Genomic DNA, 26692 nt, shown 5'->3' on the forward strand with positions numbered 1-26692 from the left:
CCTAGCGTTCGGGCAGAGACGGCGCATAGCGCATCCCAAGCCCGAACGCTATGGGTTAGTAATTTAGACCATTTAAACTGCCCTTGCCCTCAGGTCATTATGAAAAATAATACACAGCAATCACTCACTCAATTTATCGTTAGTCTTTTAAAGCCTTATAAAAGTTATCTGGCCATTTTTGCCTTTGTCGCCCTCGTTTGGGCAATAACAAATACCCTGCTGCCTTATATTCTTAAAATCATTATTGATAAGGCAGTGGCAACGGCTGGCGATCGCTCATCCTTTGCTCTAATTCAACCTTACATTTTTTTATATATCGCGGTATGGATAGGCCTATGCCTTGATATGCGCCTTTTGGACTGGGTCAAAATGAAGTTGTTCCCCAATCTTCGCCAGGACACCATGGAAAAGATGTTTGCCTACTTAAACCAGCATTCTCACCAATATTTCCAAAACAATTTTGCTGGTAGTTTAATTAATAAAATTTCCGATATGCAGGGTGGAATTATTGAAATTCTTACTACTCTCGATGATATGTATGCCCAATTATTAGGCCTTATCATCGCTATCACTACCTTACTGCTAATTCATCCTGTCTTTGCCTTCATTTTGATTGCCTGGGTTATCAGTTTTCTACTCATCACTTTTTTATTTTTAAAACCGATTGAAAATCTTTCCCATGTCTTTGCCGAAGCACGTAGTTCTGTAGTCGGTAAAATGGTAGATAGCATCAGTAATATTGTGAATATTCGGTTGTTCGCCAAACATGCTTATGAAAACTGTTATATCAGCAGAGCCATTGTTGACACCGTACAAAAAGACAGGAAGATGCAGGCGAAGATCATCCACATGAGAATTTATTGGGATATCAGTATCGTTGCCTTATTAGGCTTCAATCTTTGGTTATTAGGGCGGATGTACAGCCAAAATCTGGTAACGGTAGGCGATTTTAGTTTTATTATTAGCTTATCCATCAGTATATTATGGAATCTCTGGTTTATTGCCGGTCAATTCGTTGCCTTTTCCGAGCAAATCGGTAAATGCAAGCAGGCCCTTTCTATCATTAATGCCGTTCATGACATTGTAGACGTTAAGGATGCAAAACCCCTGGTTGTTCATCAGGGTGAAATCCAATTTGAAAATGTCAGCTTTCATTATGATAAAGGATCGCGTCTTTTTAAAAATAAGACGATTGTGCTTCATCCTAGTGAAAAGGTAGGCCTTGTTGGTTTTTCAGGAAGCGGCAAAAGTACTTTTGTAAACCTCATTTTAAGACTATTTGCGGTTGAATCCGGCCGGATAACTATTGATCAGCAAAATATTAGTGAGGTCACGCAAGAGTCATTACGAGAAAACATTGCGTTAATACCTCAGGATATTTCTTTATTTCACCGTAGCTTAATGGAAAATATTCGCTACGGACGTTCGGATGCCAGTGATGACGAGGTCATTAGCGCCTCTGAAAAAGCCCATTGCCATGAATTTATTAGCCAGCTTTATGAAGGGTATCAATCGATGGTGGGAGAGCGGGGCATCAAATTATCCGGCGGGCAACGCCAGCGCATTGCGATTGCAAGAGCAATATTAAAAAATGCACCCATTCTCATTTTAGATGAGGCCACTTCAGCACTTGATTCGGTAACCGAAAAATACATTCAGGATGCCTTACACCGTTTGATGCAAGGAAAAACGACCCTTGTTATTGCTCATCGCTTATCCACTCTCTCTGCAATGGATAGAATCCTGGTCTTTGATAATGGCCAGATTATTGAAGATGGAACTCATCAAGAGTTAATCGGGCTAAAAGGACATTATGCCAAAATGTGGCAAATGCAGGCCGGGGGGTTTTTACCAGAAGAACCGCTAGGGTAATCACCAATAACGCCAGAGCCCCCCTCGATGAGGGGAGTTTTTGGACAAAAATTATGAATTGGTAGGGCCAAGACCGCTACTAAGGTTCTGCTGTTGTTCATCTTCATCAGGGTCTTGAACTGCAACAAACGGTGCAATAAAACCTGACTGGTTCAATGCTTTTGTTGGCGCGCTAGAAACATCTTGGAAGAAATTACTTTTTCTTTGAAAAGTATCAGAAAGAGAAATTCCAATAACAACTAAAACGCTCGAAATCGTAGCAAGAAAACTATAAAAAGCAGATTTAATTTGCGCATCGCTTTCGATAGCGTCTTTATGCATTGAACATACAAGATTTATTTTTCGCTCAAAATTCGCAAACTCTTTGATTTGCGCCTCAGGGGACAATGTAAAATGCTGGTCAACGATTGCTGTTAATTTAACAAAAGCACTCTCTAATTCTTGCAGATATGGATTTGCCCCAGCTTTTAATTGTTGGATGCTTGCATCGATTAAATGTAATTTATCTCGCGCAACTTGCTCAGGATTAATTAAGTTATTTCTCAAGTACATCTCTAGAGCCATATTTAAAGCATGAAAGGCCTGGTATTCTTCTGGTTCATCCGCGAAGCTTATTTCACGTTTAAATGAGTCTAGAATCTTTCCAAGCTCCGGATGTATTTTAATTCCACTAACTGCCGGCTTAATAATGCTATCCATATGCGCCAAATATTTATCAGGCTCATAAGTAGATTTCTCGAGGGACTCTCTAAGTATTGCAACTGATATCGCAGTTAACTCTTTTTGATTCACTGCATTATCAGGATTCTTCAAATACTTTATCAGCGATGCTCTGAACTGTTGGGTCAATTCTTTAGACATAATTTACAGTTATTAATTTATTTAAAAATAAGCATAGCAAGTGAATATTAAGACAATGTTAAGAAAAGACCAGTTTGCCACTTAAAAGGACTGCATGTGGATAAAAATTTGGCGCGATCCCCGCAATACGTCTGTTTGCACAGGACTCTTGCGGGGGTAGCAGAAAAATGAGATTAATTTTCCTGAAATTTGGTTATCAACCATTTTTGAGAGGAATCACTATCCTTAGGCACGGGTTCTACAACAATCGTTTGGACTAACGGCGGGTTAAAGGGACCGCTCGAAGTAGCCCATTGATAAGTAATTTGAAATTGCCAGACATTCTTAGCTTTTGACGTCTCTTTAATTTCATAAGAAGTAATCCAGGGACTGGATGTCCCAGATACCCAATAAGGCCAATTGTCTTTGTAGTTATTTTTTAGGGGCGGAGAAAACAACATAAATTGCACAGCACCATTGCGATCTTTATTGGCCTTGGCAAATAAAGCAGCGACGTTAGCTGGGCTATCAGGTGCCAAAGCTTTTTCCAGCATTGCAATGCGAGCAGCATCGGACTCCGACTGCGAAACGGCCTCGGCAGCATTAACTGGGAAACAAGAAGCTAGAATAACCGTGCAGAAAAAAATGAAGGGCAATTTTGAGGTTTTCATAACGATCCCAGGCAAAAACATTCAAATTGTCCACCGAGTTTATCCGTTTAATGATGGCTATTCTACCGATATTTCTGTATTAATTACGGGATTATGATCAAGGTGCTGCAATCCTTCGCATTACCTCAACTGCAGTGGGAAATCGCTGGAGATTGAACCCTGCACTAGTTTTCTAGCTTATGCCCAAGAGGTAGTATTTTTCATCATTTTCCCGTAAAATTCCCAGCCATTGGATTGAATGGGGCATTTACTGTTCCTACAGGACGTAGGCATGCCATTGCAAAATAATTAACCTATTATTGGAGTTCATGATGACAAAACTTGTTCAGCCTATTTTTGAGGAAAAAGACCAGGAATTACTTCAATCCACAAAACATCGTTTTTTTACTATGTTTACTCCTATCCAAGGATATAAAGATCAAAGTGGTAAAAAAGTAAAAGAGTCTGATTTCCTTGCATACCTGGCAAATCCAGTTATTGATACTTATTTAGAGCCTCTCTTCGCACTTGACGCTGCAATTCATCTTGCAAATGCTATTGTCTCTTTAGCTAAAGGATTTTATACCTGGTCACTTAATCAGCAAAAAACAAAAGAGCTCGTCGATAGAGATTCCGCAAGAGAATTTAGTGAAGCGTGGTCAAGCACATCGCATGCAGGGTCAATGATGATAGCTCAAACTTTAAATACCCTTTTCAGCATCATTAGCCTCTTTACTCGTCCAGTAGCCTCTCTTGTTCAAGAAGTTATTGACGATACGTCTTCCTACTCACCTCGTTACTCATCATAAAAAAAACCCGGATGCTATTCACTGCATCCGGGATATCCCCCTTGCTCATCGATCCGTTGTTTCGGACGCCGCTACAACCGTTTTACAATAAATCCAGAACCAGGATAATCCTTAACAGTTACTTGGATTTCTTAAGGCATTTTTCAAGCACTTTATTAGCTTGTACAGCATTGCGGAGATCTCTGGATTTAACCGCTGCGAGCAAATATTCCGATATGATACGTATCGGCTTAATGACTCCTACCATCTGCTTCAAGGCTGCCATCGTAGCCGGCGAAGCATTCTTCGCATAGATTTGAAACAGGTGATCGAGTACCGAATACTCTTGCTTGCAATAGCGCGCTACACTACAAAAGAACAGCCAGATATCTCTTGCCTGTGCTTGCGCGAGGCTCATTACTGCCACAGGATTTTCTTCCAAATCAATCAAGAAGACCGTGTCGTTTTGCAAAGTCATATCGCGTAAAGAAGGCCGGCCATGACATAAATTAGCCTGGTGTAAATGGGCAAGTGAAGACATTGCTTTTTCAAACAAAGCAACTCGTTCTTCGCGATCGGTGAGTTGCTCTGCTAACTGCTGTAAATTTAAACCAACATCACTGGTAATAATGTAACCGGACGTTGATGCTAAAACCTCCGGTACTGGCAAGCCTTTTGTAGCAAATAAACGCAGGCGCTCTGCTTCCTGGACCAGACTATCCGATTTATCTGTCACCACTGTAGGATAAAAAGTAGCGATGGGAATTAGGTAAGTTAGCAGCGAGGCCAATCGGTGCCACTTCGTTTTTTTAGAGGGTGGACGGCGTTTTATCCAGATGGTTTGACCTTCCACGTCGATACGACTTAACAATTCTGAAGGATGCTTTTTTATATACTCATCCGCTATTTGAAGAACTTGCATTGTTGACTGCATTTTTTTACACCAATATAACTGGCGAGTACTATATTTAATAGTCACTAAATTTGCAAATAAACTCTTGGTATCCACAACTGCATCAGAGAAATCTTTCTTGGGGTCTTCACCTCGAATTTTAACCGCCGGTTTTCCACCCTTATTTATCGTCATTTTTTTAAGAAAAATAGCTCGCGATTTATTCTTTATTCATGAAAAAGAAAATTATGTCATCCAATGAATCCTTTGTTAGGCAGGGAAATCCCGACCTATTTTGCACAAACGAGTTTTAGGGCTATAGGCTTTTAATTTGCCGATTTAATCCAAGGCGGGAACCACCAGATTCCCGTCTGCCGAAAAGGATAAACGTTGTCTTCCTGCGCAATGTGGCCAGTAGATAAGTTGGGCGCATCGCCCAACACCATGATGCCTAGGATAAACAGCCTCTATTTTTTTGCCATGGATGCGAAGAAGGCCTCGGCCCGCTTCCCAATTTCATGCTGGGTCAAATCTTCTTTATGTGTCGCGATCATCCAGGAATAACCAAAAGGATCTTTAAGATGCCCGGCACGATCCCCCCAAAACATATCGGTTACTGGCATGGTCTCCTTGCCCCCGGCAATAACAGCCTGCTTGAAGAATTCATCCACATTAGTGACGTAAAGAAAGAGTCCTACTGGTGAGTTACCCAGTGTTTCGGCACTTTTTGCACAATTTTCCCCACCATTCATCTCATCACCCATCATAATAATCGAATTACCGATTTTAATTGTGGCATGCATAATTCCTTTTCCGTCAGGATTAGGAAAAAGATCAACAATTTGGGCATTAAATGCTTTTTTGTAGAATTCAATGGCTTTTTGACTGTCTTTAAAAGTGAGGGTTGGTGTAACCGTATGAAATCCCTCTGGAACTGCCTGGGTCATGTTTCTTCTCCTTCCGTTTTTATAAAATTCCGGGCCAACGTTGTACGTTCGCCTAAACGCTTAATCTGATAAACAAAATAGCTTAAAACATGAAGAATACAAAGTCTTGATGCTCTCATCCTGCCAACAATTAGCGCCCCGCTTGCTTCCAAATCCAGATTAACTCCTGTTGCTATTCATTAAAAACTCCGCAGTGAACCAATAAACAAGGTTATCCGGCTCCTACCTTACCTGATTTTAATTTTTTAAAAAGATTACCTATACTCCAATAACTAACCCCATTGGAGGAACTGTAATGGAATGCACCTGCAACAAATGCGGAATGGGTGTAAAAGGCTTAACCTGCAGTAAATGCAATACGTCCTTGGTTAAGGATACAATTAACAAAGATAACCATAAAATACAGGTGGCAAAATGCCCGAAAGGCTGTGGCATGATTAAATCACCCGTCTGCTGTGGCCAAGACATGACTTGCTCAAGCTAAGCGCCAGATGAGACTCTTGCTGGCGAATAAATGGATTGCTGCCAGGGTGGCCTAAAAATTTTTAGGCCTCTTTTGGCATAGCCTCCATATCGGTATAAAGGGTCCCAGCACATACCTGCGACAACACTTGCCTAAATTAGGCTGTTTAGCAAGGTTGCTAGTGAATTGCTAAAGCAATATTAACGGATCTATAAGAAAATTGGCGTCCCAGCCTCATAAAATACTTTGTTGTTCTCCTGATTCACGCCATTACGTGCGCAAGTCACCTAATAATTTGCCAAAAATATTAACTATGAAAAACATTTCTTTGATACCATTATTTCTCAAATTCTTGACTTAACCAGAGAAGGCCAATGAGCAAATTTTTTAAACGTACCAAACTACAATTAGTTGGTGATGTTACTGTTGGCGCTATTGGCGGTGCAAAAAATGGTTTTTTTGGCAGCCTTTTGTTGGCCGCCGGAAACCATATGGCTACTGTTGAATCACTCAGTACCCTGGCTGGGGCATGTGCCCTTGGGGGAGCACTAACGATCATTCCAGCGATGATCGCCCACAACTGGTTATTTGCTAATAAGAAAAGTGATACGTCTTTTCTTATGCAGATAGCAACAGTGGGCTTCAGAGGAAGCTTTGCTTTTATTTCAGGTTGTACCGGAGCAGCTATTTTAGGATTGGCTATTATGCCTACCGGGCTAACCTCCCTTACAGCGTCGTTAACGTTTAGTTTACTTGTCTTAATGACTCGGATGATTGTGGAAGCGACTGCTCCAGCTCTACAGTCCCAAACAAATAAAAATACAGCTATGAGCATTGCTTATTAACTATTTTTCTTTGTCGGGTACGCGTGTTTTATTATAAGGAGGCCTTGCGAATTCCCTAGCCCCCTCTCTTCTTACTAACGGATTTCTGAAAGAAACTTGCCATTCCTCCACAGCAGGGTAATATAAATGTTAGGGAATTGACTGAGGGAATAAAGATGCCAACTATTAAAGCCAATGGTATCGATATTTATTATGAGTCACATGGTAAAGGCGAACCATTGGTCTTGATTGCCGGTTATACCGGAGATCATACGTTTTGGCGCTTGATAGTGGATGAATTGGCAGAGCAGTTCCAGGTTATTATCTTTGATAACCGCGGCGTAGGCCAAACAAAAGATAGGGGTTTATCCTTTACCCTGGATACGATGGTAGAAGATACCATCGCCCTAATACAACAATTAGGCCTTGTACGACCGCATATTATAGGACAATCAATGGGTGGAGCGATTGCCCAGGGCATTGCCAGAAGACATGCCGACAAGATCAACAAGTTAGTCATTCTTAATTCAACATCCCAATTTACTCGCCGTTCAATGATGGCAGTCGAAACCTTCTTACATTTTCAGCAAGAAAATCTATCTTTGGATTCGTTTGCAGAAAGCTGTATGACCTGGTTTTTTTCGAGTACCTATCTGAGTCAACCGGAAAATATTGCCGCGTTTAAAGAACTGTTGAAAAATAATCCCTATCCTCAATCTCTTGCAGATCAGAAACGTCAATTTGAAGTTTTATTATCATTTGATTCCAGTAAATGGCTACACGAAATAATCTCCCCCACTCTGGTTATTGCCGCAAAGGACGATATCATCACGCTGCCTACGGAGGGTGAGTTCCTGGCAAAGGGGATAGCGAAGGCACAATTTAACCTGATACCTGGCGGCCATTCCAGCCCGGTAGAGCAAGTCCAGGAAATGAACAGGATTCTAATTAAATTTTTAACCTCTTAGGTCAAGCTACACGTTCGATGAATCCTCTTTTTGTCCAGGGCAAAGATTATGGTCTTTGAGTGCTTTGACAATCGCATAATTAATTTCGCTTGAAACGACCCGTTTTAAGTCGACATTTTTAATGAAATACCACAAATCAATAACAACATATAAAATACTATGCGACGGCGTTAATTCAAAGAGCACCACAGGCTGATGGGGAGGCTCCTGGATAACATTAGGATTGTTCTTGACTACCTCAAGTAAAAGTTGCTTGGCTAGCTCAAAATCACTGTTACTATCAAGAATAATCTGGCTATTCATGCGACACATTTTATTGTTATGGTAGGTATAATTGGTAAAGGATTTATTAATCAGACTCGAATTGGGAATAATGACATCAGCATGGGTTAAAGTCGTTATTTGTGTGGATAATAAACGTATTTTTTTTATGTAACCTTCCGTGTCATCAATGATGACCAGATCACCCGGTGTAACTGGTTTACGCATTAGCAAAATGATGCCGCTGACAAAATCACTGACAAGATATTGTAAACCAAAACCCATTCCAATAGATAAGGCACCCGCAATGACGGCAAGGCTCATGAAATTAACACCAGCCATTAGCAGGCCCGATATAACAGCAATGACAAAAACAATATAAGTAATAAGCGTTGCAATCGTATCCTGGCGATATAATTCACCTTTAAATGCGCTACGGCGTGCCACATAAGTGGACAAGGCCCTACCCAACATAATCAGTATACAGAATAGAATGGCGCCTCTTACTATTCGTTTTGGCCAGATGGAAATATCAGCAATAGTGAAGCCATTAAAGTAAAGTGCTTTACCCGTATCAATGTAATATTGTGAAACGCCCCATATCTTCATAAAAATGAAGAGCATAAATAAAATGAAGCCCGCATTCAGAATCATTCTTATAGTGAATAGTTCAATGAGTTTTTTGTGGGGCTTTAACCCCATCCAGGCATGAATTTTTTGCGAAAGAGGTTGTTCAGGAGCACTTAATAAAAAATAGACCTTTCCAAATAATTGCGTCACCTTCCAGGTGACCCATATCAACAAGATGCTGGCAAAGACGTTGGGGAAAAAATGAATGGCAAAATTAATATAGCCTAGCCAAGCCATAACAATAGTAAATAAGCTCATACCGGCTAATAAAATTTTAGCCAATTTAGCTTTAAGAGAAGAGATTGTTTTAAAAAAAGGAGGCCGCAAAATAAGCCATCCTAACCAACAGGCAGCCAGGCTAAGCAAGGTAATGAAAAGAGTAATGCGTAGCTCTAAAAGTTGAGGGGGAACCCATTGCCCCCGTATTAAAATGGCGCCTATAGCCCCGCAAAGCAGTAAAGTCATCAGAACAGTATAGCGTTTCAGTAAAACCGCTCTTAGACTGTCCGTCATATAGCTTAAATAATTTGCGCCTATAAGTAGAACGAATCTTAACAGGGCAATAGCAAGCAGATAGTAGAATAATGCATTGAATAATAAAATAACGCCTGGATACGGTACCACTCCCGCCAAAACCCAATGAAGATATAAATTAGCTAGCAAGACAGGAAAAAGGAACGATAACGGCCATTGAAGGATAGGAATTACCTCTTTGATAAAAAATGGTTTTTTAATATTATTCCTGATAAAATTAATGCTAACTAAAACAAAAAAAATGCCGCCCAGCAAGATACTAATCAATACGACAAGATGGGTACTATTCAACTGTTGAATGCCACTATACTGATAGAACGTTTGCTCATTGAGCGGGAGTGTGAAAAATTGGCTATCAATTTTCTCCCAAATCGGCGATGTTCTGGTTAGAAGGTTGGATAAGCGGGTTTTAGACATTCTGGTATTAATTTCATTAATTACCTCCTGAGCCCTATAATCAAAAAAAATACATTCTGCAGTTAGTTTTTCATTGAGACTTCTCTGGTTAATTAAATATTGATAGCGCGTATCTTTTTCTTGCTTTAAAACCGTCAATACGGAGTTATTTTTCAGCATCCCATCAATTTTTTGTAATTCTGATTTTCCTTTTGATATGCACTGATTAGCGTGCTCTTTGAGTACATTAATCGTTTTGACCGCCTCGTATAACTCACTATAATTCACCTTCGTTGCCAATTCGCGATTTATCTCTTCAAGCTGGGTAAGAGCCTGGGGTGCATTAAAGCCGATGTTAGACTGAAATTGCGATTCGGCCGCATGGGCAGCAGATAAGAGTAATAAAACAAAAAGCAGAATAAATACCGTTATTCTATATATTGGCATTGCTGCTTACTCCAACTCACCTATAAGCTCGCGGGTTACAACAAAAATCTGTTGCCATTGCAAACAAAGTGAAGCAAACCAGTCCCTGTTTCTAACAAAGTATCGCTTTGGGTTGCTTCAAGGCTCACCATGACGACAGTTACATACCCTGTGAACGCTTACACCCGCCGTTAAGATCTTATTGTAATAATAGCAGTTAGAAATATAGATAAAGCAAAAACTTAGGATTTGAAGGTTAATCGTTCATTGAGAGAGATTAAACGTTAAAGGACACACAAACAGGCAAAATACCGACTAAACCGTTTTCTCCATCATCCTCGTGAATAGAAAATAAAAACCCTCACAATGAGGGTTTCTAAGATAAAACTCTAGTTTTTATGCCTCTCTTATAGGCCAATGCTCTTTGGTGGACAGATATAGGCATTACCCATATTGGTAACATTGGTTTGGGACATATGGCCACTCATGTTACCGTCAAAACCACTCATTGAACCGGTATTTCCGGCACGATTGGTAATGATTTGAATATAGTTGGCTCCCAAACGGCTTGCCTTATTTTTCAAATCATTCATTGCACCTTCTTCAAGATTTTTATTGGACGTCCAATCCCCGGTGAAGAAATTACCTTGATTTCCAACCACCTGCCCTACGTATTTACACCCTTTAGGCGCTGCATTGGGTGATGCAATGACACGTGCCGCTTGTGGCTCCAGTTTTATAGATGCACAAGCACTCATCAGTACAGAAACCGCAATAATAGAGCTCATTTTTTTCATTTAGAACGCCCTCACAAGGTTAAATGAAGGACAATTCTAAATACAAATAAAATTCAAATCAACTTGTTCAATTGAAGATTATTCCGCCCGTATAAAAGCCAAGGCCCCGTTTTAATGCTAAAGCAAAATGTTCTCTCTTTACTCCATTTTTAAACCTCTTTGTGGTTCCACTTCTTCGTGACCTTTTATCGCGTTCAATTGGCTTTTCATGTTTTGGACTGTTCCAGCGGCAGTGAAGACTGGTTTACAGTCAAGAGCCCTGCAAATATCATTAATTAACCCTTTAAAGCCCGAAGTAACGGGTACTTTTGTTTCCAGCTCTCTCGCGGATGTTAAATGCCCTGCTATCTTATCTTTATGATTTTTTATAATCTCTTCGGGTGTAGTTACCGCCACTCCTGCCCCGGTTGCGGAAGGTGCAGTTAAAGCGGCCAGAGTCGTTTTAATTTCCCTACTCAACGAATCACACAGACTATTTACAACTTGTTTCTCTGCCGACGAAAGTTTTGGATCGTTGTTGGTTTTTTCTTTATAAGATTTAATTTCTTCGAGCTGATCTAAGTATTTATTAAGAACATCCGGTTTTACTTTATTCGTTTGTAATGAGGCGAATATCTGGTTGGCATACCGTTGTTCACTTTCCAGGATAGGTATCTCTTTTTCAGAGATAGGTCTTCCTGCATCGATCATCGTTTTATAGGATTCTGCTGTTTGTAAAATAGTTTCTAAAAAGCGTTTTTCGTTTGGATCCTCGGCTGTAACACCTTTGGTTTTTAAAATCGAAATAAGCTCTTTTAATCCCTCTCGAGTTGTATTTGCTGCAATCACAAACGAGGAAATTTCATTTTGTTCATCTGCAAATTGATTGAATCGATCCAAGGTTCCATTAAGTTGCTCTTTAGCTCTAAGCCTGTTATTTAATTCTACCTGGCTCTGTGCCATTTGCAGTTTGTATTCCGTTCTGGGTATCGCTCCTCTCTGCAATAAATCATCGAGTCCCTCTTCCATGGTGAAAATGGTATCATTAATGATCTGATCATTAACTTCTTTGACATCCTTAAGATTTTTAATGGTAGGTTGTATCAAGGCTTGAACAGCTTGTTTGGCCAGTTTTCTTGCTGAAAAAGGCATAATCTCTCGTAAATGATGAACCGTTTATTTTTTTACTATAGTTCACCCAACAATTAGCTGCACAATTTTTAATCAAAACCTCCTCCTGTCCGTTCCTTCGCCTTTAAAAACCACTCCCCTGCTTCAATCTAGACCATATTCAGGCTACCATTAGCTAACGAACTATTAATTGAGACTCCTATGCGCCATTTAAGCGTGTTTGAAAATTTGCTATGCGGGATCGATGCAGCCTTGCGCACCCTGGTTCCTCCTGCACAGAGGATTAGCAAACGGAATACACCCGGTGCAGAACTTGCCATACCAGCATTGGCAGTAAAAGAACAGCGTCATGTTGCAGGGTTAATGCGGGTTAACCATGCAGGCGAAGTATGCGCTCAGGCCTTGTATCAAGGCCAAGCGTTGACAGCGCAACTAGGAAATATCAAAACCCAGATGGAGCAAGCAGCTGCAGAAGAAATTGACCACCTGGCCTGGTGTGAAGAGCGCCTGCATGAATTAAACAGTCAACCAAGTCTGTTGAATCCTTTGTGGTATTTTGGTTCCTTTATGATTGGTGCGTTGGCCGGCTTGGCTGGCGATCGCTGGAGCCTTGGTTTTGTGGCTGAAACCGAATTACAAGTCTCTGCCCATTTGCAAAAGCATTGGCAGAAATTGCCCATTCAGGACACAAAAAGCAAAGCCATCCTGACACAGATGTATGAGGATGAAATGCACCATGCCGATGTTGCCAAAGAAGCCGGTGCGGCAGAATTACCTTTTGTTATTAAAAAACTAATGCAGGGAGTATCTAAACTAATGACTCACTCCAGTTACCATATTTAATTATGAGTAATTTTCTTCTCATTCTTGGTGGCTTTGCTCTCGTTCTATTGAACGCTTTTTTTGTTGCCGCTGAATTTGGCATGGTAAAACTGCGCCACACACGAGTTGAGGCAATTAAAACGCAATATCCCTGGCGCGGCAATATTTTAGCAATGGTGCATCAACAGCTCGACGCTTATTTGTCGGCTTGTCAGCTGGGTATTACCCTGGCTTCTCTAGGTTTAGGCTGGATCGGGGAGCCCGCCTTTACTCGTCTACTCTCGCCACTATTATTTAAATTAGGCCTTGTCCAACCTGCTTTGGTTGAATTTATTAGTTTTGTTATCGCCTTTTCGCTCTTATCTTTTCTTCATATTGTTGTCGGTGAATTAATGCCAAAATCACTGGCTATTCGCCAAAGTGAGCAAATTTCATTGTGGACAGCTGTGCCCTTGTATTTTTTCTATTGGTTAATGTATCCCGTCATTTGGTTACTTAATTCTTGCTCCAATTTTCTTCTGAAACGTTTGGGATTGGACATTATCCATCCAGGTGAGCAATTCCATTCCAGTGAGGAAATCAAACTAATCTTACGTTCCAGTCAGATCCATGGTGAACTGACCCTGCAAGAAAGCAGTATTCTGGCCCATACGCTAGAATTGGGCGACCTGCGTGCTATGGATGTTATGCGTCCCTATGATGACATGATTATGCTTGATAGCCACATTGCCAGTGACCAATTAATTGAAGTCTTAAATCGCTATCGCTATAGTCGCTATCCAGTCTATGATAGAGCAAAGAAACAAATTATTGGCATCCTTCATGTGAAAGACTTACAACCACTATTACACGAAACACAAGCCAATAGGGAGTTGTCTTTAGAGGAATTAATAAGACCTGTGCCCAAAATTTCCTACCGACAACCTGCCTTGGCCTTATTACGCCAGTTTCAAGAGGGAATGCCTCATTTTGCTTTGGTTTATGGTCGTCAAGGGGCTATCGTGGGTTTTTTAACCCTGGACAATTTATTGCATCTGGTTATCGGTGTTATCCAAGATGAATTCCACAAAACCCATGATGCCTGGGTAAAACAGCGAGATGGCAGCATCATCGTGCGAGGAGATTGCACCCTCCATGCCCTTGAGCGCGCCTTACATCATGAATTAACATTAAGTATCGAAGAGGAAGAAGAGGAAGTTGCTACCGTAGCTGGTCTGATATTACACCAGGTAGGTTCGGTCCCGAAAGAAGGAGACAGGGTTTCGTTCCCTGACTTTCTTGCCATCATTGAGCGCATACAGGGAGCCCGTATTAAACAGGTAAGAATTATCCCTAAACACAGAGAGCATGCCAATTAAGTTTAAGGACAAATCATGGCGTCTGGTACTTCATTTATCTTGTTTGTTATTGTGATTGCCTTTGTCTTTGATTTTATTAATGGCTTTCACGACGCCGCAAATTCAATCGCCACTATAGTCACTACCGGCGTTTTGACGCCGCGCCAAGCTGTTCTATGGGCTGCCTTTTTTAATTTTATTGCCTTCTTAATTTTTAACTTAATGGTTGCAAAAACCATCGGCAGCGGATTGATTGACACCCATATCGTAGATGCGCCTCTTATTTTAGCCGCGTTGGTAGGTGCGATTTTCTGGAATTTAGTAACCTGGTACTATGGTCTACCATCAAGCTCTTCGCATGCCCTAATCGGTGGCCTTGCTGGCGCAGCACTTGCAAAAGCCGGGATCGGTGCCCTCAAGCTTTCTGGCTTTGTTAAAGTTGGTATTGGTATTTTTGTTTCCCCAGCGGCTGGACTATTGATTGGTTTTTTTCTTATCTCTCTCTTTGCCTATTTATCAAAGTATCAAGCTGAGGCCGCCCTTAATAGAATGTTCAAAGGCTTCCAACTAGCTTCCTCAGCCTTGTTAAGTCTGACTCATGGTGGAAATGACGCGCAAAAAACGATGGGGATCATTGCCGTTTTATTATTTTCTACCTCCTGGCTCGGCGATACTTTTTATGTGCCCTTTTGGGTTGTTATTTCTTGTCATTTGGTTATCAGCTTGGGGACTTTAGCGGGGGGCTGGCGCATTGTGCACACCATGGGCACAAAGATCACTGAACTTAACACCATGCGCGGCTGTGCAGCAGAAACAGGGGCAGCCATCATGATTTTTGCAGCCACCGAGTATGGTATTCCTGTTTCCACAACACATACAGTCACTGGTTCAATAGCTGGTGTCGGACTAATCAACGGTGTTAATGGCACCTACTGGCCTGTTTTAAAGCGAATTTTTCTCTCCTGGTTATTGACTGTTCCAGCCGCCGGAATAGTAGCCGCTGGTCTTATGCTAACCCTTCGCTAGGTGAAAAAAATAACAAAAATTTCTTCTATTACATTGGCAAGTAAAAACAAATACAAAGAAGTAGCACAATAGGCGATAAATAATAACAACCCATCCTTTTCCGATAATCCTAATCCAAATAAAATAATTAAGAGCGCAAGTACAAAATTACTGAAAGGAATTGGTAACATTAATAGCAATCCTAATCCCAGTAAAATAATACCGTGTATTCGCTCCATCACTGGCGAAGAAAGAAACTGCCAACGGGGTTTTAACAAAAGCTCTATGCGTTTTAAATAAGGGGTAGTTCTATGAACGATATTGGCCAATTTCTCAGCCTCAATACGTTGTCTTGCCAGCACTACGGGTAACCACAAAGAAGGCCTTGCCATAATAATATGTACCGCAATAAAAATAATGGGCAAGCTAAAAATAAAAGAGACGCCAGGAAGTGCTGAAATTGGTAAAGCACTGGGTAGCGCAAAAAGAATAATTATTAAGCCGTAGGCCTGCTCACCCATGGCTTTAACGAGAGTTTTATAAGTCAGTAGCCCTTCCTTGTGTGTCTTTACAAGACGCTGTAACAAATAAGAAATACTGGTACGTTTCTGTTTTCTCACAATAACCTACGTACTTTCCTTGTGATTGAGTACACTGTTAAAACGGCCGTAGAACCAATAAAGGCCTATGCCAATCACCATCCAGACAATAAAACGGAGCATGGTAAACCAGGGCAAATTAATCATTAGGTAAGCACAACTGATCACACCTAGAACAGGGATTAAAGGCATGAAAGGTGTTTTAAAGGGTCGAGGTAAATCGGGATGCGTATAACGTAAAATAATTACTCCGATACAAACTGTGATAAAGGCAAAAAGAGTCCCTATATTGACTAACTCGGCCAAATCAGCAATAGGTATAAAGGCCGCCAGAATGGCCATCAAAGTTCCACAGGAGGCAATAATACGTATTGGTGTCTTAGTATGTGAATTAATCGAAGCAAAAAATTGTGGCAAAAGCCCATCGCGAGCCATCGCCAGGAACACGCGGCTAAGACCATAAAATAACACCAGCATGACGGTGGTCAAACCGGCTATAGCGCCAACGCCAACTAATGCAGCAGCTATTTTATGCCCCAGCATCAATAAAACATAACTGATGGGAGAAGAAACATTGAGTGTGCTGTAATGAGCCATCCCTGTTAACAACCCGGAAACAATAATGTATAAAACAGTGCAAATAGACAGAGAACCTATAATACCTATAGGCAGATCCCTTTGCGGGTTTATAGCCTCTTCTGCCGCAGTGGATACAGCATCAAAACCAATGTAGGCAAAGAAAATTAGGGATGCCCCCTCAATCACGCCACGCCAGCCGAAAGGCATAAAAGGCTTCCAATTATGTGGATTAATATCAATCAGTGCTATCCCAATAAAAAGGAAAATAACCAGTAGTTTCACCAGCACCATTAAATTATTAAACCGAGAACTTGTTTTTACTCCATAAACTAATAAGGCAGACAAAATCAAAATAATAGTAAAAGCCGACAAGTTAAATATTCCACCATCGGAAGGACCATGCAGGAAATAGGGAGGTAAATTAATTTTTAATGCTCGTAAAAAATCATTGAAATAGCCGCTCCAGCCAACTGAAACTGCAGAAACAGAGATAGCATATTCGAGCAATAGATCCCAACCAACAATCCAGGCAATACATTCACCAAAACCAGCATAAGCATAGCCATAAGCACTGCCGCAACCTCCAATGGCAGCGGCTAATTCGGCATAAGAAAGGGCGGCAAAAGCACAGGCAAACCCTGCTACAACATAGGATAAAATGATTGCCGGACCCGCTTGCGTTGCGGCAACAATACCGGTTAACACAAAAATTCCCGCGCCTATGATGGCACCAACACCCAGGAAAACCAAATCAAAAGCTGACAAGCACTTAGCCAAATGCGAATCAGTATCGACCGAATCATGAATAGCTTTTTTGCGAAACAAGTCCATGTTAGTATGCTCTCGACTAGGTGACGTTATAAATCGTATTAGGCTATAGCCCGTCATCAATGATGTCTGAATCACTTTAGCATTAAACCAAGTGGTGTAGAAACCCCGGACATATTGAACCCAGATGAAAAAAATTTTTATTGGCCTGTTACTCTTAATGATGACGAATATTGTCAGGGCAGAAAATGACGCAACGTGTTCTACCTGGCATGCGTGGTTTAAGCCTGTCTGTATCAGCCATCGCTTAAAGCAAATATGGACAGAAGGCAATAATGAACTATACCTAACTGGCTATGCCTGGCATAACCGTTATACCTATCCACCTGAAAAGATTAGAACTTATAATGAGCTTGCCTGGGGCGGTGGTTTAGGTAAGGGCCTGTATGATGAAAACGGTGATTGGCATGGGCTCTATGCCTTCGCTTTTCTTGATTCACATAAAAATGTCGAGCCAGTGGCTGGCTATGCCTTCCTTAAAGTTGCGCATTTAAGTGACAACATGCGAGTTGGCGCAGGGGTTGCCGCCCTGGTTACGGCACGTCCGGATCTTAATAAGGGTATCCCCTTTCCAGGAGTTCTCCCCTGGCTATCATTTAATTACCGTCAAGCGACCCTCTCGGCTACCTACATTCCTGGCATGTCAAAACGTAATGGAAATGTCCTGTTTTTATTAGGGAAATGGACCTTTGATTTGATGTAATTTCGAGACGTCTACTGATCTTACAAATTATTCTTGCCAGAAAGAATCGCGCTTGCTAGTCTGGCGATTCTAATCCACATATGCCAAGGAGATTATTACATGACGTTAAAATCCCTTTTTATCGCTTTCGTTAGTGCATTGGTAATTTCTGGCTCTTCGTTCGCGTTCAACAGTCCTTCCAGTTGCCCGGATGCCAATTTAATAAAAAGCACCAAGATGGCGCTGGCTCAAACATTATTACGTGATATGTACTTAACTTATAACCTTAGCAAATACGGCACTCAAAATTCCTGGCTTTTTACAATGGGGCCTATTCCTGCTGAATCCGCAGAAAAAGCTGTCGCTGAAGGGAATAAGCTATTGGTCAATCTCTCTGGAAACCCTGTACCCCAACAGGATGAAGAGGAGATCTGGGTTTGTGTTTATAACATGAGAGATGATCACACGCTTGCAGTGGCTTTCCAGTCTGACTCCATGCTGTCTCCACTCAAAGTAAAACAGCTCCTCAATACTAGACATTAATGAACACGGAAGCGTTGCTTCCGTCTATTAACGGTAATGACTATGACACGATGCGCCTGGTGCACTAAAGATCCCCTCTATATCGCCTACCATGATGAGGAGTGGGGCGTTCCTGTTAGAAAACGGGAAAAACTCTTTGAAATGGTTCTTTTGGAGGGCATGCAGGCAGGCCTAAGCTGGTTTACTATTCTCAAAAAAAGGGAAGCCATGCGCAAAGCGTTCTTGGATTTTTCACCAGAAAAACTGGCTATACTGACCGACAAAGAACTGGAATTGTTACTCCATAGCGAAGGTATTATCCGTAATAAATTAAAAATTAAGGCGGTTCGTACTAATGCCATCAGTTTTTTACACGTAGAGGCGCGAGAAAATATTGTTGATTATTTCTGGCAATTTACCGATGGACAAACTATTCAAAACAGCCGGCAAAGTCTCACTGATGTTCCAGCAATTACTCCGGCTTCGATTGCAATGGCCAAACAATTAAAAAAAGATGGTTTTGCTTTTATGGGGCCAACGACCTGCTATGCGTTCATGCAATCTGTAGGCATGGTAAATGATCATGTTAAATCCTGCTTCCGTTGGCAGCAACTGCAATCCTAAATTGGAAGCCAGGGATATTGGCTTCTTATCCTCCATACTTTATTCCACTGAATGAAACGGTTGAATTGGCAGATCTGCAATCTGCGGCGGCCAATAACCATTGGGGTTGACCCTGGTGATGAATTGGTTTTTAAGAGGGAATAACCGTATCAATAACTCCTCATTGGATATAGCAATGGGAGCTGATTTCTTTTAGACAAACCCGCTCAATCTTCGTTATTCGCGCCGTTAAGTATTCAATTTGTGACTATAATTTGAAAAACATTTCAATTAAATGAATTGATTATATAAAGAGTTAGGATCTGTTTGCATTGATAGGTAAACAGGCCCTATGTAGCTATCAAAGGATGGGAGCCGCTGCGATGAAAATCAAACTACTTTATGTATTAGTGGCACTGATTGTCTTTAGTCCATTAAGCTTTGCCAAGAAGGTTATTATTCATGGTTTTCCTGTCCAACTTCATGCCAATGGTAATTACTACGATTTCCCGGATTACTATTTCTATGACCATCCCGAGAGTAACTATCACTTTGTGATTTTAAACGGGGTAAAGCGCGTTTGTTATTTGTCTATCAAGAGAGAGTTTGCTGCCCTCGATAGAGTGCGCATCCTTCTTGAAATTAAAGAACAAACCTTACCCTGGAATTGTTATGCCTTTAATCCGCAATTTTTTGAAGTAGATTATTGAGGAAAGGCTTCTAGCAAGAATTACCAATTGTCGCTTGCAGCAGCTATTGGCTTACTCCATCCGTCTTATGCATGATAGAGCGCTTGAAAGCCGTGATATGACGATAAGCGTCATCAATTCTGCTTGCATTAATCTTACCGGTTTTTACCCTGGCTTCAATAATATCAATCACTACCTTGGGATCCTGAGGGGACTCAGAGAGCTGATTGCCAAAGATGAACATGTCTGCGCCAGCATTGATGGCCAGTGTTAACGCATCTTCCAAGGCAAAATTAGCACTAATCGCTTTCATTTCCATGTCATCAGTAATAATGACGCCATCGAAATGTAACTGCTCCCGTAGCAGATCCGTTAACACCTGATGAGACAAAGTAGCAGGTAACCCCGATTTATCAAGGTTCCGATTGACAATATGGGCTGTCATAATCATGCCACAAGTCCCATTACTTTTGGAGAGTAATTTAAAAGGCTCCAATTCGGACGCTTGCCAAGTATCAGTAACATCGACAAAGCCTAAGTGAGAGTCGGCATTGGCACTACCATGCCCAGGAAAATGTTTATAGGCACACTGAACACCGTGTTGTAAAAAATAATGGGAAAAAATCCTGCCATAACGTGTGACTTCAGCTGGATTAGCAGAAAAACTACGTTTTAATTTGGCGATAATGGGATTGTCTGGATTAGTATTAACATCAAGATCCGGCGCAAAATTTAAATTGAATCCGGCAAGTTCTAGTGTTGCCCCCATCGTGTCAGCTATCTGCCCCGCTTTCTCCAGACCCATTTTACCAACAAGCTCCGCTGCAACCGTTCCGGGAAAACCGTAATCTTTACTTAATCTATCGACTTCGCCTCCTTCATAATCAACTGAAATTAGTAGAGGCAATTGCGGACGATGATGCCTTTCATTGGCACGCCAATTACTCAATTGCAAATAATGGTTTAATTCTTTTACCTGAGTTGGACTGGCTATATTTTTATCAAAAATTTGTGTGCGCTGGTTATAATCAAATAAAATAACACCACCAATGTTATCCTCATTAATCGCTTTGATGACCGGCGAATCTCTGTCTACGGTCTTGCCATCAAATCCTATGATTAGCATTTGGCCAATCTTATCGCGTAAGCTAACTTCATCAGCAATGGCCGAATGAGTAATAAAGAGAGCACAAATGACTGCTAAAATCCTAAAGCATTTCATAGATTAGCCTGCTAATTGAAAGCGAGAATGATAACAATTTATCCAAAAAGAATCAATATTGATTTTTTTGACTCAAAATTACCAATGCTGATAACATGGATTGGTAGTTTAATTCAGACTATGCTACTTTTTACTTTAAGCCCTTTCAGGATGATTACGATGAAACCATTTATTGAGCAAGCTCAATTTTATGCTGGATACCATCAAAAACCTATCACTCGCTATACGCATTTTGCCGGTATTCCCTTGATCATTTTTTCCTTAATGATTTTTCTCGGTTTTTTTCATCTGGTTATTCCAGGAATACTCGACACCAACCTTGCCGGAATAGCGACTATTGTCTTACTTGTTTATTATTTCCGTCTTAATTGGCGCCTGGCATTAGCCCTTACCCCTATTCTCTTCTGTTTATTATGGATAGCTGATGTTATTAGCTATGCAGGTCCAACAAGTGGGGCCCTATGGACTTTTATCATTACTTTTGTTCTTGGTTGGGGGTTACAATTCCTTGGCCATTTTCTAGAAGGAAAAAGACCTGCGTTTATGGATAATTTCTGGCAGGCACTGATTGCTCCATTATTTCTAACCGCCGAGGTATTTTTTATGGCCGGCCACATGCAGGAATTAAAGGAACAAATTTATGGCAACCCTGAAGAGCCACAGCCTCAGGAGCCAGTAAAAAAATCCGATTAACCCCTAATTATCAGCCTTGGTAATGAGGAAACACTGGTGGATGCGTTTATTACGCTTGAAATCCAAATCAATGGTTTCAGCGCTAATATCCACTACCTTATATTTTTCGTTAACCTGAGGCGCTAGCTTGAATTGTCTTAAATTGGTGGAAAAATACAAACTACCACGAGGATTGAGTAAGGACATGGCCGCATCAATTAAATCTTGATGATCACGTTGTATGTCTAAGGTAACCGTCATCCGTTTTGAATTGGAAAAACTGGGCGGATCCAGAAAAATCACATCAAACCGATCTCGTGTGAGTTTAAGCCACTCCATGCAATCGAAATGAATAAATTGGTGCTTGGACAAATCAAGGTGGTTAAGCTTGAAATTATCTTCAGCCCAGCTTAAGTAAGTTCTTGATAAATCAACATTTGTCGTCAATGCGCCGGCCAAGGCAGCCTGTACACTGGCACTGGCTGTGTAGCAGAAGCAATTAAGAAAACGGGTCCCGGGCGCTAATTGGGCAAAGCGCATACGCAAGAGTCTGTGATCAAGAAATAGCCCTGTATCCAGATAGTCATACAAATTCACTTTCAACTTGGCAGAGCCCTCCTGTACCGTCATCGTTCGTTGAGTCTGATTCATTTTTTGGTATTGGTTAGAGCCTTTTTGTTGTTTACGCTGTTTAACTACCAATTTATCGGTCGCAATACCCAACGCGCGCGGAACGACCTGAATAACTTCCAGACTACGCTTTTCAATTTTATGCGCAGCAATGGATGCTGGCGCGGCATATTCCTGCAGGACGGCATGATCATTATAAATATCAATAGCATAAGCATATTCTGGTAAGTCGGCATCATAAATACGATAGCAACTTATCTGATTACGCTTTACCCATTTTTGCAAATGCTGGAAATTCTTCGCTAGACGGTTGGCGAGCATCTGGGCTCCTGATGACAAAGAACCATCCTCACTGCTTTTTAACTGGTTCTTGGCATCAAGGACAAAACAATATAACTTGCACTCCAAAGCCCCATTAAACAAGGTATATTGTTTACTGGCACGTAAACCCAAGGCCTTGGCAAGCATTGGGTTAGACGTTAAAACAGCCGCTTGCCATCCCTGATAATGAGTATGGATAGTAGTGCCTAATTGTTGGTAGAGTGGAACCAGGTGTGTCGCTTCACCCAAACGCTCCCCATAGGGCGGGTTGCAAATCAACAAGCCCTGGGCATCAGAGGGCTGGCAATCTTTGACAGCCTGCACAGCAAACTCGACTAAAGGCAGCACGCCAGCCCGTTCAGCATTTGCTTTGGCAGCTGTAATTAACCGTTGATTATTATCCGTTCCCTTCAATTTTACTTTGATGGGTTTTACCTGTTGTAAGGCATGCGCTCTCATCTTTTCCCATAAAGAGGGTTGATGCTGTGCCCAGTATATCAACGATTGATCATGGCGTAATAAGCCAGGTGCAATATGACCAGCCATCATTGCGGCTTCAATAACCAGGGTGCCAGCACCACAGAAAGGATCATGCAAGGCGTAACCATTAGCAGCTAATTGTGGCCATTTTGCCCGTATTAACATGGCTGCGGCGATATTTTCTTTTAAGGGAGCTTCGCCGGCCTGGGTTCGATAGCCACGCTGGTGCAAACTATAACCCGTCAAATCAAAACTTACTGTGACGATGTCATGTTTTAAATGAGCATGCAGGCGAATTTGCGCTTTTTCACGATCGATCGAAGGGCGCATCCCTTTAAATTGGCGAAAATGATCAACAATGCCATCTTTGACTACTTGTGCGCCAAACATGGAATTTCTTATATGTGTTGAAGAACCATGAAACTCAATAGCCAGCGTTTTATCAGCGGAAAATACCGTTTGCCAGGGAAACTGATTACAAAGCTGATAAAGAGTCTGCTCATTATGGGCTTGACCACTAAACAGGAGAAGCTGCACACGATTAGCCAGGCGGGACCACAAGCACAACTGATAAATCACGGCTAAATCAGCTTCCCCGTAAACACCCTGCGGGCTCACACGAGTAATCCGTAAACCCAGCGCCTTAACCTCTTCTTCCAGCAGGTATTCCAAACCCTTCGGGCAACTAATAAATAAGGAATAATTCATTATAAACAAGCTCTTAAAAAACGAAATAGGGCCTTTGAAGCACCAGTATGTTTGCCGCTGTTTTGTTCGTCGGCTGCTTTCTTTACCAATTGGCGCAACTGCTGCACATCAGTGGGTTGGTAAGCAGCTATAAATTCAGTGAGGGCTTCTTTCCCCTCATTAATCAGGCGATCTCGCCATTGTTCCAACTCATGAAAAGCAGCCGTTTGGGCGCTATCTTCAGCGATAATTGTTTCATAGGCAGCCAGTATAGCCTCGCTATCAGCAGCTCGCATAAGTTTACCAATCAGTTGTGCTTGCCGTCTTATCGCACCATGGCTCTTGATGGATTTAGCATCAATAATAGCCTGACGCAAATTGGGGGGTAATGGCAACGTATCAAGTTTAGTCAAACTCAACGCGATTAATTTGACGCCTACCTTTTGCAAAGCATCAGCGTCACGCTTTTTTTGTGATTTACTTTTCGGTTCTTCCATCAAACGACCCTTTAAAAACTAATCTATACACTCGGTCTGAATGCTCGTTTCATCGTACTCAATGTGTGATTGCTCCATCCAGGTGAAACTTACAGGGAACCCAGGAGAAGAAAAACAGTATTTCTTATTTTAGCATCTTTGCTGCTTTCTCCGACAGTGTCTCTACCAGGGTCTGCTGACATTTCGATGGCCTTGCCCAAGAAGCGTTGATTGGCCGGCATTGCGACGCTCTTCACAGGAGAGTACGGCCGGCAAAGTATTGGAAATTAATCCGCTGTAACAAGAGGAATCGAGGTTGGCTGATAGCCGTGGCTCTTTATTCGAGAGCGCAGATAAGTTCGACTAATAGCGAAGAGATTATAAACCAGTATGACTAGTAGTAGAGAATGTAACCAGGTCACTGTTAAATGAATAAAAATCGGAACTGTAACAAAAACACCTATACAACCACCCAGGCTCAGGATTAAGGTCTTTTTTAAAGGAATTTTATTTTGCTGAACAAATACTAAAGTAGTTAAGGGTTGCTGCATAGCCCCAGCCGTCATCATTATAGGGAAAGCAACGACAGGCGACACATTCAGTAAAAATAACACGGCTTGCACCATCACAAATAGGCCAATACCCACGGAAGTTAAAGCGCCACAGATAATCATTGCAAAAAAACCAATAAAAAGTTTGCCAGAATGCAACGCGATCAGCTCACCACCAGCAGGTATTAAGCGTAATTGATGACAGATTAGCAGGCCGATGATAATCACAAAACAACACATCATTGCCAGGCGGATAGCTTGTTTACTTAAGTGCGTCACAATGACCCCGCCAACCAATCCCCCAAAACAAGTCCCCATTACCAACGTGACCAGTGTAGTAAGATCGACATCGATCAATTGCATGAAAAAGAGAGACTCTATCGTCCCTGGAATAACCTGAGCACCATTGTTTACCGCAGGTAATTCATCATCGGGAAAAGTCCTCAGTATTTTAGCCAGGGTAACGTTTACAGCAAAGCTGCCAACACCAAGCGTATCCGCAATAAAGGCAATAACCCCGCTCACCGTGAGCTTTACATAATCAAAAATAGATAAGCGCACGGGAGGTTGTTTTCTTAGTTTGTACAACATGGCTATTATACAAACAAAAGTTAAAATTAATATTGCCACTATTATCAAAGAGATAGCCATTCGATTCCTAGCATACTGTTCGTTTTATGAACCCCAGAAGCATTGTGCACTGACACGTCTAGTCTGTGGCCCCTTTAGGGTGAATGCAGAAGGGTGAACACTGATTATACATCATTAATTCTTTCGGGCAAGCAAAAACAGAATAAATAAAGGTCTTTTTGTTTATATAATATTCAATAGGAGTTTTTATTAGTCTGCCAAGGGGGAGCATACCCTTTTTTAACTCATTCAATAAATTGAAAAATTACGCAAAAAACTCCCATTTATTCCATACAAGCAATAAGATGGGAGAAAGGGATAGCGCTTGTTAAAAATTTAAAGCTGCTTTGTACCAAATAATCGTTTAGCAATGCCAGCCACATGTCGGCCCTGAAAGCGGGCTATTCGTCGTTCAACGTCACTTGGCATACGACTACCATCAGCCCCTGCTATAGTACCAGCCCCATAGGGTGAACCACCTCGCATAGCACTCAGATCAGTTAATCCTTTTTCAGAGTAAGGAGTACCCACCAGGATCATGCCATGATGCATTAATGTATTCCAAAAAGATAAAATCGTTGACTCGTTGCCACCGCCAGTACCCGTGGATACAAATACACTACCAACTTTACCAATTAAAGAACCGTTTACCCACATCCCGCCCGTTTGATCAAGGAAATTACGCATTTGCGCGGCCATATTACCAAAGCGAGTAGGTGTTCCAAAAATAATAGCATCGTAATCGGCAAGTTCTGCCGGAGTGGCAATAGCCGCTTTTTGATCCAATTTAATACCCGCTTTTTTAGCAATCTCCTCGGGCATTGTTTCTGGTACCCGTTTTATTGCAACATCGACTTCCTTTACCTCTAAGGCCCCACTAGCAACTTCCTCCGCCATCATTTCTACATGGCCATAACTAGAATAATAAAGCACGAGCACTTTTGTCATTGGTCTCTCCT

At 41.5% G+C, this 26692-nt stretch carries 27 protein-coding genes; 12 read left to right on the top strand and 15 right to left on the bottom strand.

The window, feature by feature from the left end; translation table 11 throughout:
- Positions 1–99 precede the first annotated feature (99 nt).
- Positions 100–1872 carry an ABC transporter ATP-binding protein gene (locus ACN4Z1_RS01325; RefSeq protein ID WP_228363558.1) on the top strand — a complete coding sequence of 591 codons (1773 nt, stop codon included), beginning with the start codon at positions 100–102 and terminating at the stop codon, positions 1870–1872.
- Between the two features lie 51 nt (positions 1873–1923).
- On the opposite strand, the gene ACN4Z1_RS01330 is transcribed toward ACN4Z1_RS01325, so the two are convergent.
- Together ACN4Z1_RS01330 and ACN4Z1_RS01335 are read right to left on the bottom strand one after the other, a co-directional pair.
- Positions 1924–2733, bottom strand: a complete 810-nt coding sequence (locus tag ACN4Z1_RS01330) for a hypothetical protein (protein WP_228363557.1) — start codon at positions 2731–2733, stop codon at positions 1924–1926.
- A 173-nt stretch (positions 2734–2906) separates the two neighbouring features.
- Entirely contained in the window at positions 2907–3383 is a 477-nt protein-coding gene (locus tag ACN4Z1_RS01335) for a hypothetical protein (protein ID WP_228363556.1), read from the bottom strand.
- Positions 3384–3691: 308 nt separating this feature from the next.
- Here ACN4Z1_RS01335 and ACN4Z1_RS01340 point away from each other — a divergent pair, with 308 nt between their 5' ends.
- A complete protein-coding gene (locus tag ACN4Z1_RS01340) occupies positions 3692–4171 on the top strand; it encodes a hypothetical protein (protein WP_228363555.1) in 480 nt (159 codons plus the stop codon).
- 118 nt (positions 4172–4289) lie between these two features.
- Here the strand turns inward: ACN4Z1_RS01340 and ACN4Z1_RS01345 are convergent, their stop codons facing one another.
- The 3 genes from ACN4Z1_RS01345 to ACN4Z1_RS01355 all read right to left on the bottom strand — a co-directional run bounded on the left by ACN4Z1_RS01345 (position 4290) and on the right by ACN4Z1_RS01355 (position 6457).
- A complete protein-coding gene (locus tag ACN4Z1_RS01345; RefSeq protein ID WP_228363554.1) occupies positions 4290–5237 on the bottom strand; it encodes a phosphotransferase in 948 nt (315 codons plus the stop codon).
- A gap of 272 nt (positions 5238–5509) precedes the next feature.
- On the bottom strand, positions 5510–5989 hold the full coding sequence (locus ACN4Z1_RS01350; protein WP_228363553.1) for a VOC family protein: 480 nt from the start codon (positions 5987–5989) through the stop codon (positions 5510–5512).
- 258 nt (positions 5990–6247) lie between these two features.
- The gene (locus ACN4Z1_RS01355) at positions 6248–6457 is read right to left on the bottom strand and encodes a hypothetical protein (protein ID WP_181879285.1); all 210 of its coding nucleotides are present in this window, start codon (positions 6455–6457) and stop codon (positions 6248–6250) included.
- 369 nt (positions 6458–6826) lie between these two features.
- Here ACN4Z1_RS01355 and ACN4Z1_RS01360 point away from each other — a divergent pair, with 369 nt between their 5' ends.
- Both ACN4Z1_RS01360 and ACN4Z1_RS01365 read left to right on the top strand, forming a co-directional pair.
- On the top strand, positions 6827–7297 hold the full coding sequence (locus tag ACN4Z1_RS01360; protein ID WP_228363552.1) for a hypothetical protein: 471 nt from the start codon (positions 6827–6829) through the stop codon (positions 7295–7297).
- A 155-nt stretch (positions 7298–7452) separates the two neighbouring features.
- The gene (locus tag ACN4Z1_RS01365) at positions 7453–8244 is read left to right on the top strand and encodes an alpha/beta fold hydrolase (protein WP_228363551.1); all 792 of its coding nucleotides are present in this window, start codon (positions 7453–7455) and stop codon (positions 8242–8244) included.
- Between the two features lie 6 nt (positions 8245–8250).
- Here the strand turns inward: ACN4Z1_RS01365 and ACN4Z1_RS01370 are convergent, their stop codons facing one another.
- The 3 genes from ACN4Z1_RS01370 to ACN4Z1_RS01380 all read right to left on the bottom strand — a co-directional run bounded on the left by ACN4Z1_RS01370 (position 8251) and on the right by ACN4Z1_RS01380 (position 12419).
- Complete coding sequence (locus tag ACN4Z1_RS01370; RefSeq protein WP_228363550.1) at positions 8251–10512, bottom strand: mechanosensitive ion channel domain-containing protein; 2262 nt, start codon at positions 10510–10512, stop codon at positions 8251–8253.
- Between the two features lie 386 nt (positions 10513–10898).
- Positions 10899–11288, bottom strand: a complete 390-nt coding sequence (locus ACN4Z1_RS01375; RefSeq protein ID WP_115219970.1) for a DUF4156 domain-containing protein — start codon at positions 11286–11288, stop codon at positions 10899–10901.
- A 138-nt stretch (positions 11289–11426) separates the two neighbouring features.
- On the bottom strand, positions 11427–12419 hold the full coding sequence (locus ACN4Z1_RS01380) for a hypothetical protein (protein ID WP_228363549.1): 993 nt from the start codon (positions 12417–12419) through the stop codon (positions 11427–11429).
- A 180-nt stretch (positions 12420–12599) separates the two neighbouring features.
- Here ACN4Z1_RS01380 and coq7 point away from each other — a divergent pair, with 180 nt between their 5' ends.
- From coq7 to ACN4Z1_RS01395, 3 genes are read left to right on the top strand one after another with little or no spacing between them, the layout of a single operon-like run.
- Entirely contained in the window at positions 12600–13241 is a 642-nt protein-coding gene (gene coq7 / locus ACN4Z1_RS01385) for a 2-polyprenyl-3-methyl-6-methoxy-1,4-benzoquinone monooxygenase (protein WP_115219968.1), read from the top strand.
- A 2-nt stretch (positions 13242–13243) separates the two neighbouring features.
- Complete coding sequence (locus ACN4Z1_RS01390) at positions 13244–14578, top strand: hemolysin family protein (protein WP_228363548.1); 1335 nt, start codon at positions 13244–13246, stop codon at positions 14576–14578.
- A 15-nt stretch (positions 14579–14593) separates the two neighbouring features.
- Complete coding sequence (locus tag ACN4Z1_RS01395) at positions 14594–15583, top strand: inorganic phosphate transporter (protein ID WP_228363547.1); 990 nt, start codon at positions 14594–14596, stop codon at positions 15581–15583.
- Here the strand turns inward: ACN4Z1_RS01395 and ACN4Z1_RS01400 are convergent.
- Positions 15580–16182 carry an exopolysaccharide biosynthesis protein gene (locus tag ACN4Z1_RS01400; RefSeq protein ID WP_228363546.1) on the bottom strand — a complete coding sequence of 201 codons (603 nt, stop codon included), beginning with the start codon at positions 16180–16182 and terminating at the stop codon, positions 15580–15582. The genes ACN4Z1_RS01395 and ACN4Z1_RS01400 overlap by 4 nt on opposite strands.
- 6 nt (positions 16183–16188) lie before the next feature.
- Positions 16189–17571, bottom strand: a complete 1383-nt coding sequence (locus ACN4Z1_RS01405) for an amino acid permease (RefSeq protein WP_228363545.1) — start codon at positions 17569–17571, stop codon at positions 16189–16191.
- A 124-nt stretch (positions 17572–17695) separates the two neighbouring features.
- On the opposite strand from ACN4Z1_RS01405, the gene pagP reads away from it, so the two are divergent.
- The 4 genes from pagP to ACN4Z1_RS01425 all read left to right on the top strand — a co-directional run bounded on the left by pagP (position 17696) and on the right by ACN4Z1_RS01425 (position 20085).
- The gene (gene pagP / locus ACN4Z1_RS01410; RefSeq protein WP_228363544.1) at positions 17696–18271 is read left to right on the top strand and encodes a lipid IV(A) palmitoyltransferase PagP; all 576 of its coding nucleotides are present in this window, start codon (positions 17696–17698) and stop codon (positions 18269–18271) included.
- A gap of 99 nt (positions 18272–18370) precedes the next feature.
- Positions 18371–18793 (top strand): DUF4949 domain-containing protein, encoded by a 423-nt coding sequence (locus ACN4Z1_RS01415; protein ID WP_228363543.1) that lies wholly within the window; start codon positions 18371–18373, stop codon positions 18791–18793.
- A gap of 42 nt (positions 18794–18835) precedes the next feature.
- Complete coding sequence (locus ACN4Z1_RS01420) at positions 18836–19396, top strand: DNA-3-methyladenine glycosylase I (protein WP_370634550.1); 561 nt, start codon at positions 18836–18838, stop codon at positions 19394–19396.
- A gap of 362 nt (positions 19397–19758) precedes the next feature.
- On the top strand, positions 19759–20085 hold the full coding sequence (locus tag ACN4Z1_RS01425) for a hypothetical protein (RefSeq protein WP_115219961.1): 327 nt from the start codon (positions 19759–19761) through the stop codon (positions 20083–20085).
- 43 nt (positions 20086–20128) lie between these two features.
- Here ACN4Z1_RS01425 and ACN4Z1_RS01430 read toward each other — a convergent pair whose 3' ends face one another.
- Positions 20129–21286, bottom strand: coding sequence for a glycoside hydrolase family 3 protein (locus ACN4Z1_RS01430; protein WP_228363541.1), 1158 nt, complete (start codon positions 21284–21286; stop codon positions 20129–20131).
- A 159-nt stretch (positions 21287–21445) separates the two neighbouring features.
- Between ACN4Z1_RS01430 and ACN4Z1_RS01435 the strand changes: the two genes are divergently transcribed.
- Entirely contained in the window at positions 21446–21979 is a 534-nt protein-coding gene (locus tag ACN4Z1_RS01435; protein WP_228363540.1) for a DUF962 domain-containing protein, read from the top strand.
- Positions 21980–21982: 3 nt separating this feature from the next.
- On the opposite strand, the gene rlmKL is transcribed toward ACN4Z1_RS01435, so the two are convergent.
- The 4 genes from rlmKL to wrbA form a co-directional block, all read right to left on the bottom strand.
- A complete protein-coding gene (rlmKL, locus tag ACN4Z1_RS01440; RefSeq protein WP_419385777.1) occupies positions 21983–24097 on the bottom strand; it encodes a bifunctional 23S rRNA (guanine(2069)-N(7))-methyltransferase RlmK/23S rRNA (guanine(2445)-N(2))-methyltransferase RlmL in 2115 nt (704 codons plus the stop codon).
- Positions 24097–24573: a ribosome biogenesis factor YjgA gene (gene yjgA / locus ACN4Z1_RS01445; protein WP_228363538.1), complete on the bottom strand. Its 477-nt coding sequence runs from the start codon at positions 24571–24573 to the stop codon at positions 24097–24099. Before yjgA ends, rlmKL begins: the two co-directional genes overlap by 1 nt.
- Positions 24574–24839: 266 nt before the next feature.
- Positions 24840–25754: a sulfite exporter TauE/SafE family protein gene (locus ACN4Z1_RS01450; protein WP_228363537.1), complete on the bottom strand. Its 915-nt coding sequence runs from the start codon at positions 25752–25754 to the stop codon at positions 24840–24842.
- Between the two features lie 315 nt (positions 25755–26069).
- Positions 26070–26681: an NAD(P)H:quinone oxidoreductase gene (wrbA, locus tag ACN4Z1_RS01455; RefSeq protein ID WP_228363536.1), complete on the bottom strand. Its 612-nt coding sequence runs from the start codon at positions 26679–26681 to the stop codon at positions 26070–26072.
- Positions 26682–26692 lie beyond the last annotated feature (11 nt).

It is taken from the genome of Legionella sp. ST3F1 (assembly GCF_048553315.1).
In the GTDB taxonomy this organism is placed as follows: domain Bacteria; phylum Pseudomonadota; class Gammaproteobacteria; order Legionellales; family Legionellaceae; genus Tatlockia; species Tatlockia donaldsonii.

What these genes read in the sequence shown, in the direction of transcription:
- yjgA (WP_228363538.1), bottom strand. Translation starts at nt 24,573, where the DNA reads ATGGAAGAACCGAAAAGTAAATCACAAAAAAAGCGTGACGCTGATGCT.
- ACN4Z1_RS01360 (WP_228363552.1), top strand. Translation starts at nt 6,827, where the DNA reads ATGAGCAAATTTTTTAAACGTACCAAACTACAATTAGTTGGTGATGTT.
- ACN4Z1_RS01420 (WP_370634550.1), top strand. Translation starts at nt 18,836, where the DNA reads ATGACACGATGCGCCTGGTGCACTAAAGATCCCCTCTATATCGCCTAC.
- ACN4Z1_RS01350 (WP_228363553.1), bottom strand. Translation starts at nt 5,989, where the DNA reads ATGACCCAGGCAGTTCCAGAGGGATTTCATACGGTTACACCAACCCTC.
- ACN4Z1_RS01430 (WP_228363541.1), bottom strand. Translation starts at nt 21,286, where the DNA reads ATGAAATGCTTTAGGATTTTAGCAGTCATTTGTGCTCTCTTTATTACT.
- ACN4Z1_RS01390 (WP_228363548.1), top strand. Translation starts at nt 13,244, where the DNA reads ATGAGTAATTTTCTTCTCATTCTTGGTGGCTTTGCTCTCGTTCTATTG.
- ACN4Z1_RS01345 (WP_228363554.1), bottom strand. Translation starts at nt 5,237, where the DNA reads ATGACGATAAATAAGGGTGGAAAACCGGCGGTTAAAATTCGAGGTGAA.
- ACN4Z1_RS01375 (WP_115219970.1), bottom strand. Translation starts at nt 11,288, where the DNA reads ATGAAAAAAATGAGCTCTATTATTGCGGTTTCTGTACTGATGAGTGCT.
- wrbA (WP_228363536.1), bottom strand. Translation starts at nt 26,681, where the DNA reads ATGACAAAAGTGCTCGTGCTTTATTATTCTAGTTATGGCCATGTAGAA.
- ACN4Z1_RS01325 (WP_228363558.1), top strand. Translation starts at nt 100, where the DNA reads ATGAAAAATAATACACAGCAATCACTCACTCAATTTATCGTTAGTCTT.
- ACN4Z1_RS01395 (WP_228363547.1), top strand. Translation starts at nt 14,594, where the DNA reads ATGGCGTCTGGTACTTCATTTATCTTGTTTGTTATTGTGATTGCCTTT.
- rlmKL (WP_419385777.1), bottom strand. Translation starts at nt 24,097, where the DNA reads ATGAATTATTCCTTATTTATTAGTTGCCCGAAGGGTTTGGAATACCTG.
- ACN4Z1_RS01425 (WP_115219961.1), top strand. Translation starts at nt 19,759, where the DNA reads ATGAAAATCAAACTACTTTATGTATTAGTGGCACTGATTGTCTTTAGT.
- ACN4Z1_RS01335 (WP_228363556.1), bottom strand. Translation starts at nt 3,383, where the DNA reads ATGAAAACCTCAAAATTGCCCTTCATTTTTTTCTGCACGGTTATTCTA.
- ACN4Z1_RS01370 (WP_228363550.1), bottom strand. Translation starts at nt 10,512, where the DNA reads ATGCCAATATATAGAATAACGGTATTTATTCTGCTTTTTGTTTTATTA.
- ACN4Z1_RS01330 (WP_228363557.1), bottom strand. Translation starts at nt 2,733, where the DNA reads ATGTCTAAAGAATTGACCCAACAGTTCAGAGCATCGCTGATAAAGTAT.
- ACN4Z1_RS01415 (WP_228363543.1), top strand. Translation starts at nt 18,371, where the DNA reads ATGACGTTAAAATCCCTTTTTATCGCTTTCGTTAGTGCATTGGTAATT.
- ACN4Z1_RS01405 (WP_228363545.1), bottom strand. Translation starts at nt 17,571, where the DNA reads ATGGACTTGTTTCGCAAAAAAGCTATTCATGATTCGGTCGATACTGAT.
- coq7 (WP_115219968.1), top strand. Translation starts at nt 12,600, where the DNA reads ATGCGCCATTTAAGCGTGTTTGAAAATTTGCTATGCGGGATCGATGCA.
- ACN4Z1_RS01435 (WP_228363540.1), top strand. Translation starts at nt 21,446, where the DNA reads ATGAAACCATTTATTGAGCAAGCTCAATTTTATGCTGGATACCATCAA.
- ACN4Z1_RS01450 (WP_228363537.1), bottom strand. Translation starts at nt 25,754, where the DNA reads ATGGCTATCTCTTTGATAATAGTGGCAATATTAATTTTAACTTTTGTT.
- ACN4Z1_RS01355 (WP_181879285.1), bottom strand. Translation starts at nt 6,457, where the DNA reads ATGTCTTGGCCACAGCAGACGGGTGATTTAATCATGCCACAGCCTTTC.
- pagP (WP_228363544.1), top strand. Translation starts at nt 17,696, where the DNA reads ATGAAAAAAATTTTTATTGGCCTGTTACTCTTAATGATGACGAATATT.
- ACN4Z1_RS01380 (WP_228363549.1), bottom strand. Translation starts at nt 12,419, where the DNA reads ATGCCTTTTTCAGCAAGAAAACTGGCCAAACAAGCTGTTCAAGCCTTG.
- ACN4Z1_RS01340 (WP_228363555.1), top strand. Translation starts at nt 3,692, where the DNA reads ATGATGACAAAACTTGTTCAGCCTATTTTTGAGGAAAAAGACCAGGAA.
- ACN4Z1_RS01365 (WP_228363551.1), top strand. Translation starts at nt 7,453, where the DNA reads ATGCCAACTATTAAAGCCAATGGTATCGATATTTATTATGAGTCACAT.